Source organism: Brevundimonas sp. SL161, from assembly GCF_049896985.1.
Classification (GTDB): Bacteria; Pseudomonadota; Alphaproteobacteria; order Caulobacterales; family Caulobacteraceae; genus Brevundimonas.
The window spans coordinates 1-14,936 of sequence record NZ_JAFCVJ010000016.1 but is presented as its reverse complement, the minus strand read 5'-3'; the positions used below and the strand labels follow the sequence as shown (position 1 = coordinate 14,936).

The following is a 14,936-nucleotide window of genomic DNA, read 5'->3' as shown; positions in this document are numbered from 1 at the left end:
CTACCCCAGCGCCAGTTCCGGCGCCGCAGCCCCGCTGTCGGCCTCCAGCGGCAGGTGCAGGATGAAGGCCGCGCCCTTGCCGGGTTCGCTTTCCACCTCGGCCCAGCCGCCGTGCAGTTCAACCAGGGCCTTGACCAAGGCCGGCCCCACGCCCGGCCCGCCGCGCTCGCGCTTCACGAACCGGTCGAAGACATGCGCCTGCAGATGATAGGGGATGCCCCGGCCGGTGTCCTCGACCCGGATGCGCAGCTCGCTTGAGTTGGCCTCGGCCCGCAGGGACACCGACCCGCCCTCCGACACCGAGCGCCCGGCATTGTCCAGCAGATGATCGACGGCCTGGGCCAGCCGCCGCGCATCGGCCCGGATGGCCGGCAGGTTGGCGGCGGCGACGGCCTTCAGTGTCGCGCCGCGTCCCTCGATCCTCGGCCGATGCTTCTCGACGGCGGCGGCGAACAGGTCACGGATGCGCACGTCGCCGAGCGACAGCTCCATTTCGCCCGCGTCGATCTGGGCCATGTCGAGCACATCGTCGATGGAGTGGGTCAGTTGGCCGGCGGCGACGCGGATGGCCCCCGCGTACTGGCGGCTACGGTCGGGCAGATCGCCCATCGTCTCCAGCAGTTCGGAATAGCCGACGATCGTGGTCAGCGGCGTCCGCAGCTCATAGCTGACCGAGCCCACGAACTCGCGCTTCAGCGCCTGGCTTTCCTTCAGGGCCGCCTCGCGCTGGGCCAGGGCCTGTTCCAGCTCGCGCCGCGCCGTCACGTCGGAGAAGGCCACCAGGGTCGCGCCGTCGGGCAGGGGCCGGGTCTGCCAGGCCGCCGTCCGCCCGTCGGTCGTGCGCCCCTCGCCCGAGACGGCGATGCGGCTCTCGGGATCGGGATCGGCCACCCGCGCCTTCAGCCCCAGCCAAAGGGCCGCGTCGGGCAGGGCCGTCTTGCACAGCTCGGCGATGGCATCGAACTCCCCCGCCTCCTCCAGCTGTTCGGCCGACAGGCTCCAGAAGGTCTCGAACGCCTCGTTGTGCAGCCGCAGCCGCCCGTCCGAGCCGAACACGGCGACCGCGTCGTTGAGCTTGTCGAGCGTCGCCGTCTGCACCTGAAGCTGGGCGTTGAACCGGCTGCGCAGGCTCAGTTCGCCCGTGATGTCCGAGAACAGCAGCAATATGCCGCCCAGGGGATGGGGCTGGCGCACCAGCCTCAGGGTCCGCCCGTCGGGCAGGGACCAGCTGTCGTCGGCCGCTGCTTCGGTGGCCTCGTAGAACTCCAGCTCGCGCGCCTTCCAGCCCGCATAATCGATGACCTCGGGCAGCATCCGGCGCTGACGCAGCCGGTCCAGCAACTCGGCGTGCGTCGGCCGTTCGTTCAGCCAGGCCGGATCGAGGTTGAACAGCACCTGGAAGGCGATGTTGTGGAAGGCCAGTTTCTTGGACGGCCCGAAGATGGCCACCGCATCGGCCAGATGGTTGAGGGTCTCGTCGTGGGCCGTAACGTGACGACGCAGGGTATCGCGCGTCTCCTCGGCCTCGGTCATGTCGATGGCGAAGACCAGCACCGGCCCGCCCGGCCCGGCCGCGCCGCCCGAGAACAGGGGCTCGGCCAGGATCTTCCAGGCCCGGCGACGTCCGTCTCCGGCGGTCCAGCGGAAACCTTCCTGATGCGTCCCGACCCGCGCGGCCTCGGCCGCCAGCTGGTCGGCGCCGCGGTCGAAACTGGCCCGGGCCTCGCGCGCCGCCTCGACCGTTCCGCACTTCACCTCGGCCAGCCACGCCTTGTTGGCCCAGACCAGACGGCCGTCGTGATCCACGACCCAGGTCGGCGAGGGCGAGGCGTCGGCGATCAGCCCGGCCCCGAACCCGTGCTCGCCGGCGCCCTCGCCCGGCCCACCCTGGATGTCCACCTGCGAGACGCTCCGCACTACCGGCGACAGCCTCAGCCAGGCGGTGCCGTTGACGGCGCTGCCCTCGATCTTCCAGGCGTCGCCGTCGTGCGCCTCGAACGGGGTCCCGTCGGCCAGAAGGGCGTCGATCGCCTCGGGCAGGCCCGCATGCAGGGCCTCGGCCAGGGCCGCGCCCGGCGACCCCTGGACGTCCTTCGCAAAGGCCAGCCGCACCGCCTCGATGAAATCGTCCCGCCCCAGCAACAGCGGCGGCTCGCCCGGCGTAAGCCCGATGCGCACGTCGTCGAAGGCGGTCAGGGCGCCGTCGTGCTGCGCCCGGCTCACCGCCGTCGCGACCCGTTCCCGCTCAATCATGGATTCGCGCGCGGCCACGGCCCGGCGCAGACGCCACGCCCAGACGCTGATCGACAGGGCCAGCCCCGCCGCTCCCGCCGCCGCCGCAAAGGCGATATCGGCCTCCGCCATACCCGTTCACCCGCTGGATCGAATCGCGACCATAGCCGAAGCCGCGCCGGGCGCGAATGGATGGTTAACAAGTAGTCGGGGCGTGCGCGACGGTGAGTCCCTTGCGCCACGGTGGCGCTGCCCCGGACGAGCGCCTAACTCCCCCGCCATGACCTGGAACGACCAAGCGGCCCCTTCGCTCGACGACTTCGCCCGGCTGGCGCGCCAGGCCTTCGACGCCCTGCCGGAGCCGTTCAGGTCCGCCGCCGGGGATGTGGTCATCCGCGTCGACGATTTCGCCGACGAGGAGACCCTGGCTGCGGTCGATCTCGAGGACCCGTTCGACCTGACTGGCCTCTATCACGGCGTCCATATCGGCGAGCGCGAAGGCTTCGGCCCTGCGCCCGAGCCGTCGCGCGTCTTCCTCTACCGCCGCCCGATCCTCGACGAATGGTGCGAGCGCGGCGACGTCGGCCTCGCCGAGATCATCGCCCACGTCCTCATCCACGAGATCGGCCACCACATGGGCCTCGACGACGACGACATCGACGGCATCGAGGCCGAGGATTGATGATGCTTCCTTCTCCCCCTGCGGGAGAAGGTGGCCGAAGCGGAGCGGAGGTCGGATGAGGGGTCACGCTGACCTCGCCAATTTACCGTCTGCCCCCTAACTCCACCCGCCGGCGAGACCCCTCATCCGTCAGCCTTCGGCTGCCACCTTCTCCCGCAAGGGGAGAAGGGAAACTCAGGCCGCCTTCTTCTTCCCCGGAGCCTTCGTCTTCGCCGGCGGATTCTTCGCCGCGACTCCCCCCGCCGACCCCTTCAGACTGTTCCGCAGCGCCGCCATCAGGTCCACGACATTGGTGTCGTCCGGTTCCGGCGCCTCGACCACGCCCTGACCCTCCTGTTTGGCCTTGATCATCGCCTTCAGCGCCTCGTCGTAGCGGTCCTTGAACAGCGTCGGATCAAAGTCAGCATCCTTCTGGCTGATGATCCGCGCGGCGATATCGACCATGTCGGCATCCGCCTTCATCGTCGGGATGTCGTCGAAATAGTCCTCGGCGTCGCGCACCTCGTCGTGCGCCCGCAGCGTCCAGGCCACCAGCCCCTTGCCCCGGACCTCCAAGGCGATGCGCCGCTCGCGGTTCCTGAGCACCAGCGAGCCGATGGCGATCTTGTTCTGCTTGGCCATCGCCTCGCGGATGACGGCAAAGGCCTCGGCCCCCACCCCCTTGTCGGGCACGACATAGAGGGGGTCGGCCCAGTACAGCCGGTCGATATCGTCGGCGTCGACGAACTGGTCGATGTCGATGGTCCGCGTCGAGTCCAGCTTCACCTTGTCGAAATCGGCGGTGTCGAACAGGACGTATTCGTCCTTCGACACCTCATAGCCCTTGACCAGATCCGACCGCTCGACCGGCCCCGTATCGGGGTCCGTCGCGACCATGCGGATGCGATTGTTGGTCTTCGGATTGATCAGGTGGAACGAGACGTCGTTCGTCCTGGTCGTCGCCGCATAGAGCGCCACTGGACAGGTGACGAGCGACAGCTTCAGATGGCCTTGCCAGGTGGGGCGTGCGGGCATGGGACGACTCCTCGGGACCGAGTCGAATGCTTGTCCCGCCGGTTGGTTCAGCGGCTCAACCCGGTGCGTGGTCGAGGCGTCCCGGACCCCTCCTCTTCCCGGTCACCCACGGGCGTGCATCGAGCGCGATGATCCGGCGGTTCCGGCGTCAGCAGGCGACGGGCGAAGGTCGCCTTCCCGGCCGGCTCTCGACTGGGGATCCCGACCCAAAGCGCACCTTACCAGGTAACGCTTTGTTCGGTATCGGGCATTAACCCTGAGCGTTCACAGGGATTTGGCGATGGCAAAGAGCGAAGCGTTCGACCGGCTGACCGAACTTGCGGCGGCACTGTTCGGCGCGCCTATCGCTCTGATCACTGTGCTGGATCAGGACCGGCAATGGTTTCGTTCGAACCGGGGCTATGACGCAGATCAGACGACGCGGGACGAATCCTTCTGCGCCCACATGGTTGGCGGGCCGGCAGGATCGACGATGGTGGTCGAGGACGCCACGCTTGATCCCCGGTTTCAGGACAACGGTCTGGTTACGCGCGATGGCGTGCGGTTCTATGCCGGGGCGGTCATAACAACCGTTGATGGAGCGCAGGACGGCGCGGTCTGTGTGATCGACACTGTGGCCCGGCCCGCACCCACCGCCGCCCAGATGGATAGTCTGGTGCTTCTGGCAGGGCTGGCAGGTCACGAGATCGACAAGGCCCGATTGATGCGCCGCCAAAGTGAACAGACCGCCAAGCTTGAGATGGCTGAGGCGATGTCCGGGGTCGGTCATTGGCGATACGACGTCGCGACGCGGGCGATTGAATGGTCGGACGAAGTGTTCCGCATCCACGGGCTGGAGCCTGGTTCGGTCGATCCAACGTTCCAAGCCATGAGCCCCCAGTATCACCCGGAGGACCGGGCGAAAGTCTGGGCTCTCATCGAGCGGGCCCTGGTTAACGGGGAGGGCTATGACACGCTCCTGCGTATAGACCGCGTCGGCGAGCAGCGCGTTACGCGGACCCAGGCCAAGGTTGAGCTGGACCATGAGGGCCAGGTCATCGCTCTGTTCGGCGTCTTTCAGGACATCACTGAGTCAGTGCGCGGACAAGAGCGTATCGAGGCGAGCGAAAACCTGTTTCGACTGATGAGCGAGACCGCCACCGACATCGTCGCGCGATACGCGGCAGACGGATCGTTCTTGTCTGTGTCGCCGTCGGTTGAAGCCATCCTCGGTCGCACACCCGAAGAAATGATCGGCCGGAAATGGGGCGACTTTACCGTCCCCGAAGACCTTCCCACCGTGTGTGCCAAGGTGAAGGCCTATCTCGAAGCGGGTTCAGGGGCGGAGGTCACGCGCTACGAATACCGGGCCCTCAAGGCCGATGGAACGATCGTCTGGCTGGAGGCGTCGCCGCGTGCCTTGCGCGACGCTGACGGACGGGTTTTTGAAATGCAGGACCATGTCCGCGACATCACCGCCAGGAAGGTCGTTGAAGGCGAGCAGGCCGAGTTGGTCGAGACTCTGAGGCTTGCGGAAAACCTGGCGGGTCTGGGCTCCTGGAAGCTGAACGCTGTGTCCGGGCACGTCCGATGGTCGGAGCAGGTCTATCGGATCCATGGCGTGACGCCCGAGGCCTTTGACCCCAACCTCGACGATGCGGTCGGGTTCTATCATCCGGACGACCAGCAGGCCGTCCGTGACTGGTGTGCCAAGGCGATGGAGACAGGCGAAGCCGGGGAGTTCCAACTGCGACTGATGCGTTCGGACGGCGAGGAACGCACTGTGATTTCCCAATGCCGGCCCGAACGCGGGCCGGACGGAACCACAACCGCACTCTATGGCGTCTTCCAGGACGTGACCGAGCGGGTTCAGGCGGAAGAGACGATCAAGTCCAGCGAAGCGCGCTATCGGCTACTGGCGGACAACTCAACCGACATCATCGCAACCTACGGAATAGACGGGGTATTCCGCTATCTGTCTCCTGCGATCGAGGGGCCGATGGGCTACCGGCCTGAAGAGCTGGTGGGTCAACCGTGCGGCTATTTCATGCATCCCGAAGACGTAGACCGGGTTCAGGCTGTATTTGCCGACTACGCGCGGAGCGGGCCCGGAACGCCGTCGCCTCGCGTGCCTTATCGCGGTGTTCGTAAGGACGGATCGTTTGTCTGGCTCGAGGCCCACCCCAAGGTGATCCGTAATGCGAAAGGGCAGCCCTTCGAGTTTCAGGACGTGGTCCGCGATATCACGGAGACCAAAGCGCTGGAGGAGGCGTTGATCGAGGCGCGTGACGTTGCGGAGGCGGGCGCCAGGGCCAAGTCCGAATTCCTGGCCAATATGAGCCATGAGCTGCGCACGCCCCTGACCAGCGTGATCGGGTTTTCGGGGCTGCTGAAAGGCAGCCAGAGCCTGCCGGACGCCGAGCGGCGCTTCGCGGACCGGATCGCGACGTCGTCGGAAGCGCTGCTGAGCGTGATCAATGACATTCTGGACTATTCAAAATTGGAAGCAGACGCTGTGGGGCTGGATCCCATGCCGTTCGATCCGAAGGCCATGGCTGAGGGGGCAGCGGGGATCGTTGAGGCGCAGTGCGTGGCCAAGGGACTGGCGCTGGATATCGAAATAGAGCCCGGACTGCCCGAAGCCCTGATGGGCGATGAGGGGCGGTTGCGACAGGTTATGCTGAACTTCCTGTCCAATGCGGTGAAGTTCACCGGGCATGGCCGGGTTCTACTGAACATGGGCTGGGCCGACGGGCGGTTGCGGATCGCGGTGACCGACAGCGGGATTGGCATTGCGGCCGACAAGATCGACGCGCTGTTCGACCGCTTTACCCAGGCCGATGCCTCGACCACGCGGGTCTATGGCGGGACCGGATTAGGCCTGGCTATTTCGCGCCGCCTGATCGAACTGATGGGTGGGGAGATCGGAGCGGACAGCCGGCCGGGTCACGGTTCTACCTTCTGGCTGGAAGTGCCGCTGGACGTGGCGCGGACCAGTGCGACCGCCGACGCCCAGACCCTGGCGGAGGTACCATCGGGCTCCCGGATCCTTATGGCGGAAGACGCAGCCGCCAATCGCGAACTGGTGCGGGCCATCCTGGGCAGCTGGGACATCGTGCTGGAGACGGTCGACGACGGCGCAGCGGCGGTCCAGGCTGCTGCGAGCGGCGACTATGACCTGATCCTGATGGACGTGCACATGCCGGTCATGGATGGGCTGGACGCCACCCGGGCCATTCGTGCGATGTCGGGGCAAGTGTCGCGCACGCCGATCCTTGCCTTGACGGCCAATGTTCCGCCTGAGCAGGTCGCAGCCTGTCGTGCGGCGGGGATGGATGGCCATGTCGGCAAGCCGATCCAGATCCACGATCTGATGGCGACCATTGCCAAACAGTTGACCGCTTCGAACGTCGAACCTTCCAACGTCGAAGCCGCCGCATGAAACACGCTGTTCTGATCGCTGAAGACGACCCGACAATCGGCGAGATGATGGACATCATTCTCACCCAGGCCGGGTTCGAGGTGTCGCTGGTCAACAACGGCGAGGCGGCTATCGACCTGTTGAAGCGGTCACGATTCTCGCTCGTGCTGCTGGATGTCCACATGCCGCGTGTAGATGGACTGGATGTCCTGAAGGCCATGGGGCGGATGGCGTGGTTTCCGCCGGTGTTGATTGTCAGCGCCAACCGATTGAGCGAGACGATCCGCGAAGCGGCAGCGCTGGGGTGCTCGGGCTACCTGGCCAAGCCGTTCACGCCGGACGGGCTGTTGCAACGGGTCCGCATGGTGATGGCTGGGCGAAAGCGGGCGAATGTCCTCCTTCTTTGACGCCGCTCCATACCGGCAAGTCGAGCAGGTCTTGGTAGCGCGCTTCGCGTTCGAGCGACCGTCGCCATGGCAAGATCGAGAAGTCGTCGCGTAGGGCGATCCCGACGCGAAAGACTGGAGATGGCAGCAAGGGCGGGCGCGAGGCGTTCAATGACGGCGAGCGCCTGATGGGCATCGATGTCGCACCCGGATGACATTGCGGACCGTCCTCCCATATCCGCACCATGCGGACGCGGTTAATCTATTGCGGGGGGCAGGGGCGGTGACAGGTTATGGCTCTGGCGTGAATTCCCGGCCCGATCCGGTGATGCCCGGTCAGGAAAGCGTGTGGGCCTATCCACGCCCGGCGATCGCCCAGCCGAGCGGTGCGCATGTTCTGATCGTCCACGCGGGCGTCATCGTGGCCGACACCCGCTCTGCGGTGCGAACGTTGGAGACGAGTCATCCGCCCAGCTACTATATTCCGCCCTCGGACATAGCGCCCGGGCTGCTGCGTCGCGCCCGCGGCGGCTCGTTCTGCGAGTGGAAGGGCGACGCGACCTACTGGGACGTCGTGATCGGCGCCCAGATCCTGCCGCGCGTCGGCTGGAGCTATCCGCAGCCGACGCCTCCGTTTGAAGGTTTGCGGGACCATATCGCCTTCTATGCCGGCCCCTTCGATCGCTGCAGCGTCGACGACGAGACCGTCGAGCCCCAGGTCGGCGGGTTCTACGGCGGCTGGATCACCTCGCGTCTGGCCGGACCGTTCAAAGGCGGCCCCGGGACCCTGACGTGGTGAGAGCGTGAGCCGGGACACGGGCTCATCCCCCGGACGGTCGGTGCCGCGCGGGCGCCTGTCGCGGCTGAGCCAGTTCGGTCGGCTGGCGGGATCCGTCGCCGGAGGCATGGTGGCGGAGGGCGCGCGACGGCTCGCGGAGGGCGAGCGCCCGCAGCTGCGAGACCTGCTCCTGACGCCGTCGAACGTCGGACGGATCGCCGACCGCCTGTCCCATCTGAGGGGTGCGGCCATGAAGCTGGGCCAGATCATTTCGATGGACGCCGGGGACCTGCTGCCTGCGGAGCTGACCGCCATCATGGCGCGGTTGCGCGACAGCGCCCACCACATGCCCCCGGCCCAGCTGCAGAAGGTTCTGGTGCGCGAGTGGGGCCCGGACTGGCGAAACCGGTTCCAGCGGTTCGACCTGCATCCGATTGCTGCGGCGTCGATCGGCCAGGTTCACCGCGCCATCACCCGCGACGGCCGCGAACTGGCGATCAAGGTGCAGTACCCCGGAGTCAGCGAAAGCATCGTGTCCGATGTCGACAACGTTGCCACCTTGCTGAGGATGTCCGGCGCCCTGCCCAGGGGCCTCGACATCGCGCCGCTCCTTGCCGAGGCCAAGCGCCAGCTTGCCGAAGAGGCCGATTACGAGCGTGAAGGCGAACAGATGATGCTGTTCGAGCGCCTGCTGGCCGATACCCCTGAGGTCATCGTGCCCACCCTGGATCAACAGCTGACGACGTCCCGGGTTCTGGCGATGACCTTCCTGTCGGGCCTTCCGATCGAGACGCTCGAGACCGCCCCCCAGGCGGCGCGCGATGCGGCCGTTCGTACGCTCATGACCCTGGTGCTGCGCGAGCTGTTCCAGTTCGGCGTCATGCAGACCGATCCGAACTTCGCCAACTACCGCGTCCAGCCCGATAGCGGCCGGCTGGTCCTGCTCGATTTCGGCGCAGCACGCCCGGTGCAGCCGGCCACAGCCCTGGGGTACCGCCAGCTCTTGCACGCAGGTCTGTCCGGCGACCGGATGGCCGCGCGGGCTGCAGCGCTCTCGGCGGGCTTCATCGGCCCGGCCGCGGTCGCCCGACATAGCGGGCGCGTCGACGCCATGATCGATGTGATCCTCGGCGAGCTTCAGCGCCCCGGTCCGTTCGACTTCGGCGATCGCCGCTTCGTGGCGGCCTTGCGCGAACCGGGTCTGGAGATCGCGGCGGACAGTGCTGCATGGCATCTGCCGCCTTCGGACATCCTGTTCGTCCAGCGAAAGATCAGCGGCACCGCCCTGCTGGCGGCCAGGCTGAAAGCCCGGATCGATCTCAGGGCACTTGTCCAGCCCTGGCTCTAGAGGTGAGCTCTCAATGGGTTGTCCATCCGGTCCGGGCCGAGGAAGCGGGAATTGCAGACTTCAGACCCTGCCTCGGAGGAGGGCCGAATGAACGTGCATCAGAATGCCCGGCTGACGCCCCATAGTCGAGCCTATCTGGTCCGGCACGGCTGGAGGTGGTCGGTTACACCCTGACCGACAGCGGCCGCAAAACGTGTAAGCACAATTTCCTGTTGAGCCGCCAAGGCCAGCACAAGGTGCTGACCTTGCGCAAGAAAATGATGGACGAAGGCGTCGTCGCCTCGGAATTTGAGGTCTGATGAGCGCCGACCGCTCATCGGCTGCGGCCTAGGCTCAGGACCCATTAAAGGGATTCCCCGCGGGGCTTTGATCTGATTCACTGGAGGCAGGAGGAGCCTGTCATGAGTGATCTTTTCTGGCTGACGGACAAGCAAATGCGGCGGATCGAGCCGTATTTCCCGCTCTCGCACGGTATTCCGCGGGTGGACGACAAACGGGTGCTGAGTGGCATCATTTTCGTGATCCGCAACGGCCTGCGCTGGCGTGATGCGCCCAAGGACTACGGGCCGCACAAGACGATCTACAACCGGTTCATCCGCTGGAGTCGGTTGGGCGTGTTCAACCGGATCTTCGCTGAACTGTCCGCCAAGGGGCCCCGGCCCGAGCGATTGATGATCGACGCCACCCATCTGAAGGCCCATCGGACCGCAGCCAGCCTGCTCAAAAAGGGGCTGTTCCCCGACGTATCGGGCGAACCAAAGGCGGGCTGAACTCCAAGCTCCATGCCGTGTGCGACGGCCAGGGGCGTCCGTTGGTCCTGTTGCTCTCCGAAGGCCAGATGAGCGACTACAAGGGAGCCGCCCTGATGATCGACGCCCTGCCCAAAGCCAAGGCCTTGCTGGGCGACCGGGGCTACGACGCCGACTGGTTCCGGGCCGCCCTGATCCAGCGGGGCATCACCCCGTGCATCCCTTCAAAGGCCAACAGAAAGGTCCAGATCGACCACGACCGAACCCTCTATCGCCAACGCCACAGGATCGAGAATATGTTCGGCAGGCTCAAAGACTGGCGACGTGTCCACACCCGCTACGACCGATGCGCCCACACCTTCATGTCCGCCATCGCCATCGCCGCAACCGTCATCTTCTGGCTATGACCAATGAGTCCTGAGCCTAGTTGCGCGGGCGTTGCGCCAAGGTCCCCGCCGGGGTCGCGGCCACGCCCGGCTCGCGCGCGGCCCAGCCCGACAACCCCCCATAGTAGCCGCTCGCTACAGCTGACTTGCCGTCGGCGGACACCGTGAGGTCCACGCTGATGGCGCGGGACAATCTGGCGACATTGCCTGGCATCGCCGTGCATTGCACCCATCGGCCCCAGCCCGAGCTTCCATGCGCCAGCGGCACGCCGGTCACCTGGGCGGGAAAGGGAGCCGGCGCGAAGGCGAAGAAGACCAATCCCCTCTGTACCTGGGGGTCGGCCCCCGACCCGTCCCGGAAGTCCATGACGCCGGTCACGATCTGGCCGGGCGAGCCTCCCGAGAGATGGTAGAGCCAGCGGCCGCCCGCGAGTTGCTCGCACGGTCCCGCGAAGGCTGGCGCCGCGACCAGCAGCGTGGCGGTGGAGGCCAGGACGGCGAAAACTCTGGACATGACAGGGGCTTCCCGGTCCGGACTGCGCGCGAGCCAGAAGGCCAGGCGACCGGACAGCATCAAAGACAGGGCAGCTTTTATGATGGTTCGTCAATCGACGTCGGATGAACGGTCGATCCCGGACGACTCACCCGCCTCGCTGCGGGACGCCCTGATGGCGCAGGGTGATGAGCGCGGCGCGATCCGAAAAATCCGCGCCGCCGCCGACCGTGCCCCGCAGTGGGGCGCGCTGCATCTGGCCCGGGGCCGGGCGCTGGAGGCGGACGGGAAGCGGGACGAGGCCCGCGAGAAATACACCGAGGCCGCCCGCATGAACCTGGCCGCCGCAGACAGGGCCGAGGTGGTGCGACGGATGGCGGCGGTCAATCGGGGGTCCTGAGACCGGCTGCTGTAATGTCCGCCACCCACCCCAGGCGGCGGTTCGGGAGGTCTGCTCTCAGGCCTGACGGTCAATGTCTGATTTTCGGCCTGACGCTTATGTCGTGCTCCGACCCGTTGCGGACATCCACGCGGTCGATCAAGACATCGTCGGCAAGCGCTCTGACGGCGGCTTGTCGTGATCGGAAGTAGCGAATGGGCGGTTCGAAGAAACCTCACTTCGGGATTGATGCCCCGGATCTTGTCCGCGCGTTCTTGCTGGCAGGCATGGCGCTGGCTTCGGCCAGCGTAGGCATCTTCGTCTTTGCGCCCCCGGTTCTGGGAGTTTGGATCGGCATCATCGTTCTGATCCCCGCAGTCTACGCCCTCTTTATGTTTGCCCTGATGATCCGGGGAAGTCTTGTCGACAAGGTTCGTGATGCCGAGGCCATTCTCGATCTCCATGAATGGAAGGGCAGCGAACAGGTTCTGGACGTGGGTTGCGGTCGGGGTCTGATGCTGATCGGGGCAGCCAGGCGACTGACGACTGGCCGAGCGGTTGGTGTGGATGTTTGGTCTGCAAACGACCAGTCAGCCAACGTTCCGGACGCACCGATCGAAAATGCTCGTCTCGTCGGGGTGTCTGACCGGGTTGTGGTTGAAACTGCCGATGCGCGTCACTTGCCGTTCGAGGATGGGTCTTTCGATGTCGTCTCGTCGAGTTGGGTCGTCCACAATCTTGAGAATGCCGGAGACCGGCTGTTGGCATTGAAGGAAATGGTTCGGGTCACCCGGCCTTCCGGCACGATCCTGCTGACCGACATCGTCAATCGCCACGAATATGTTTCGGCGATGAAAGGGATGGCTCTGGAAGATGTGCGGCTGGTCGTGCTTTCGCCGGGCAGGGACCGGTTCCTGAGTGCCGTTTCATTCGGGTCATTCCAGCCCGCTACAGAGTTCGCTCGCAGGACAGATCACGAAGTCGGGTGAACGTACGCTTCCGACCCCAGGCCGCGGTTCGGGAGGCCTGCTCTCAGGCCTGGCGGCCAATGTCTGATTTTCGGCCTGACGCTTGTGTCATGCTCCGACCCGTTGCCGAAATAGTCGCCTGTCCGCTGAAGAAACCGCCCAGCATCGGGCATCGATGACTGTTGGAGCTCGGGCTGGACTTGCTGCGGAGCAGCTTCGATAGATGGAGCGAGCAGACGCGTTTCACGCGTTTGCCGGGGATCGCATGAACCAGGACTTCATCCGACGCGTCGCGTGGCGGGGCTACCTGCTGGCACTGGTCGCGTTTGGCGCCGCTTTCGCCGTGCGCTACGTGCTGGCGCATTGGTTCCCGCCGGGCTTTCCCTACCTGACATTCTTCCCGGCCGTAGTGGTGGTGGCCTATTATGCCGGCCTGCGTCCCGCCATCCTGACCGCCACACTGTCGGGCCTGGCCGCCTGGTGGTTCTGGATCGGCCCGGAAGGATTCGACCTCACCGTCGCCACCCTGGTCGCCCTGGGCTTTTTCATCTTCGTCGCGGCGGTCGACATCTTCTTCATCATCGGCATGGACGGCGCGTCACGCCGGCTGTCCCGCGAGGTCGAGCGCAGCGCCGCCCTTGCGGAGAGTCGCGACATCCTCATGCGTGAGGTGCAGCACCGGGTTTCGAACAATATCCAGGTGGTGAGTGCGCTGTTGAGCCTGGAAGCTCGAGCCGCCGTCGACCCGGGTGCTCGCAAGGCCTTGGCCGATGCCTCCGCCCGCACCGGCCTGGTCGCCCGAATCCAGAGAAGCCTGGCTGACGCTGAGCAGCAGGCAACGGCTTTCGAGGCCTTGGCGCGCTCCATCGTTGACGACGCGCTCGAAGCCGCCGCCCGCGACGATGTTGTCGTCTCCATTTCCAGCGGCGAGGTGGCGTTGTCGGCCGAAGAGGCCACGCCGGTCGTGCTGATCATGCTGGAATGCGTGAACAACGCACTGGAGCACGCCTTCCCCGACCGTCCCGGCCAGATCACGATCGAGCTGAGCGACGATGGTGTGGTCCGAACCCTGGTCATCGCCGATGACGGCGTGGGCGTCTCCGAAACGGCGACCACCGAACCCGCGAGTCTGGGGCTCAAGATCATTACAGCCCTCGCGCGACAGCTGGGCGGGCAATGGTCGCTTCGGTCGGCAGCTCCCGGCGCAGATGCCCGGCTGTGCTGGCCCAGCTCGCCCCTGTCGGGGCAGACATAACACCGCCCAGATCGGGAAGCGGCGCTCCAAGCCTTCACTTTTTCATATCCTGGCACAACGTGGGTAATGTCCGCTAACCATCTGTGGACGCCCCCTTCAGCGCAAGAGTGAATTCGGGAGTTTCTGACACGTAGTCGGATGCTGCCATCTGTCCGGCCTGTAGTGCGGCGGCGAACCGTCGCTGGCCTGTATGGGAGTTCGCGGATCCGGTCCAAATCACCCATGGCGTGCTCGAGGCACGGTGGTTAGCCCTGGTTTTCCTGATCCCGTCTCGCCGACTGTTGCGCCATACGCTCCTTCGCTCATCCTACGCTTCGACGTCTCGCGTTCGTGCTGGCTAGGCCGGCACGCCCGGAGCTCGGTAGACATCGCCTTTGGCCAGGAGCGCCCAGACGATGCGGGCGTTCTTGTTGGCCAGGGCGACGATGACCAGCATCTTCGGCTTTCGCGCCAGCATCTGGTCGAGCCACGACCCTGCTGGTGCGCCTCGGATGGCGGCCTGTTTGATGACGGCACTGACACCGATGGTCAGCAGCCGTCGAAGCGTTCGTTCGCCCATCTTGGTGATCGAACCCAGCTTCTGCTGACCGCCGGTGGATCGCTGTCGCGGCGTGAGGCCCAGCCAGGCGGCGAAGTGACGGCCGCTCTTGAAGGCTTCATGCGATGGCGCGAGCGCGATCAGGGCCGTCGCCGTGATCGGGCCAATCCCCGGGATGGTCATCAATCGACGCGCGACCGGATCATGCCGGGCGCGTGAGGCGATCTCCGCATCGAGCACGGCGATCTGCTGGTCGAGTGTTCGCAGGGTCGAGACCAGCACCAGTAGAATGGTTCGTGCGGCGGGAGGGAGCGCTTCGGCCGGATCT

At 65.9% G+C, this 14,936-nt stretch carries 14 protein-coding genes; 10 read left to right on the top strand and 4 right to left on the bottom strand.

The genetic code is table 11. The features are described 5' to 3' along the window. A complete protein-coding gene (locus ACP7AU_RS11865) occupies positions 1-2,364 on the bottom strand; it encodes an ATP-binding protein (protein ID WP_426051526.1) in 2,364 nt (787 codons plus the stop codon). A 148-nt stretch (positions 2,365-2,512) separates the two neighbouring features. Here ACP7AU_RS11865 and ACP7AU_RS11860 point away from each other — a divergent pair, with 148 nt between their 5' ends. Next, complete coding sequence (locus ACP7AU_RS11860; RefSeq protein ID WP_426038603.1) at positions 2,513-2,914, top strand: metallopeptidase family protein; 402 nt, start codon at positions 2,513-2,515, stop codon at positions 2,912-2,914. A 174-nt stretch (positions 2,915-3,088) separates the two neighbouring features. On the opposite strand, the gene ACP7AU_RS11855 is transcribed toward ACP7AU_RS11860, so the two are convergent. Beyond that, positions 3,089-3,928 (bottom strand): Ku protein, encoded by an 840-nt coding sequence (locus ACP7AU_RS11855; protein WP_426051525.1) that lies wholly within the window; start codon positions 3,926-3,928, stop codon positions 3,089-3,091. Between the two features lie 280 nt (positions 3,929-4,208). Here ACP7AU_RS11855 and ACP7AU_RS11850 point away from each other — a divergent pair, with 280 nt between their 5' ends. The 6 genes from ACP7AU_RS11850 (at position 4,209) to ACP7AU_RS11825 (ending at position 10,996) form a co-directional block, all read left to right on the top strand. Beyond that, positions 4,209-7,349, top strand: coding sequence for a PAS domain S-box protein (locus tag ACP7AU_RS11850; RefSeq protein WP_426051524.1), 3,141 nt, complete (start codon positions 4,209-4,211; stop codon positions 7,347-7,349). Next, positions 7,346-7,735: a response regulator gene (locus ACP7AU_RS11845; RefSeq protein WP_426038600.1), complete on the top strand. Its 390-nt coding sequence runs from the start codon at positions 7,346-7,348 to the stop codon at positions 7,733-7,735. The genes ACP7AU_RS11850 and ACP7AU_RS11845 overlap by 4 nt, the downstream gene beginning before the upstream one ends. Before the next feature lie 283 nt (positions 7,736-8,018). After that, complete coding sequence (locus ACP7AU_RS11840) at positions 8,019-8,513, top strand: DUF427 domain-containing protein (RefSeq protein WP_426051523.1); 495 nt, start codon at positions 8,019-8,021, stop codon at positions 8,511-8,513. Positions 8,514-8,553: 40 nt separating this feature from the next. Further along, positions 8,554-9,840, top strand: a complete 1,287-nt coding sequence (locus ACP7AU_RS11835) for an ABC1 kinase family protein (RefSeq protein ID WP_426038598.1) — start codon at positions 8,554-8,556, stop codon at positions 9,838-9,840. Between the two features lie 155 nt (positions 9,841-9,995). Beyond that, positions 9,996-10,139, top strand: coding sequence for a hypothetical protein (locus ACP7AU_RS11830; protein ID WP_426038597.1), 144 nt, complete (start codon positions 9,996-9,998; stop codon positions 10,137-10,139). A gap of 102 nt (positions 10,140-10,241) precedes the next feature. Next, a protein-coding gene (locus ACP7AU_RS11825; protein ID WP_426051522.1) for an IS5 family transposase occupies positions 10,242-10,996 on the top strand; the annotation gives its coding sequence in 2 pieces (ribosomal slippage) (positions 10,242-10,575 and positions 10,575-10,996; 756 coding nt in all). 16 nt (positions 10,997-11,012) lie between these two features. Here the strand turns inward: ACP7AU_RS11825 and ACP7AU_RS11820 are convergent. Further along, positions 11,013-11,489, bottom strand: a complete 477-nt coding sequence (locus ACP7AU_RS11820) for a hypothetical protein (RefSeq protein ID WP_426038596.1) — start codon at positions 11,487-11,489, stop codon at positions 11,013-11,015. A gap of 79 nt (positions 11,490-11,568) precedes the next feature. Between ACP7AU_RS11820 and ACP7AU_RS11815 the strand changes: the two genes are divergently transcribed. The 3 genes from ACP7AU_RS11815 (at position 11,569) to ACP7AU_RS11805 (ending at position 14,070) form a co-directional block, all read left to right on the top strand. Then, complete coding sequence (locus tag ACP7AU_RS11815) at positions 11,569-11,868, top strand: hypothetical protein (RefSeq protein WP_426051521.1); 300 nt, start codon at positions 11,569-11,571, stop codon at positions 11,866-11,868. 194 nt (positions 11,869-12,062) lie between these two features. Next, a complete protein-coding gene (locus ACP7AU_RS11810; protein WP_426051520.1) occupies positions 12,063-12,836 on the top strand; it encodes a class I SAM-dependent methyltransferase in 774 nt (257 codons plus the stop codon). 244 nt (positions 12,837-13,080) lie between these two features. Continuing rightward, positions 13,081-14,070 carry a sensor histidine kinase gene (locus ACP7AU_RS11805; protein ID WP_426051519.1) on the top strand — a complete coding sequence of 330 codons (990 nt, stop codon included), beginning with the start codon at positions 13,081-13,083 and terminating at the stop codon, positions 14,068-14,070. A 337-nt stretch (positions 14,071-14,407) separates the two neighbouring features. Here the strand turns inward: ACP7AU_RS11805 and ACP7AU_RS11800 are convergent. Next, on the bottom strand, positions 14,408-14,936 hold a 529-nt coding region (locus tag ACP7AU_RS11800), incomplete at its 5' end, for an IS110 family transposase (protein WP_426051518.1).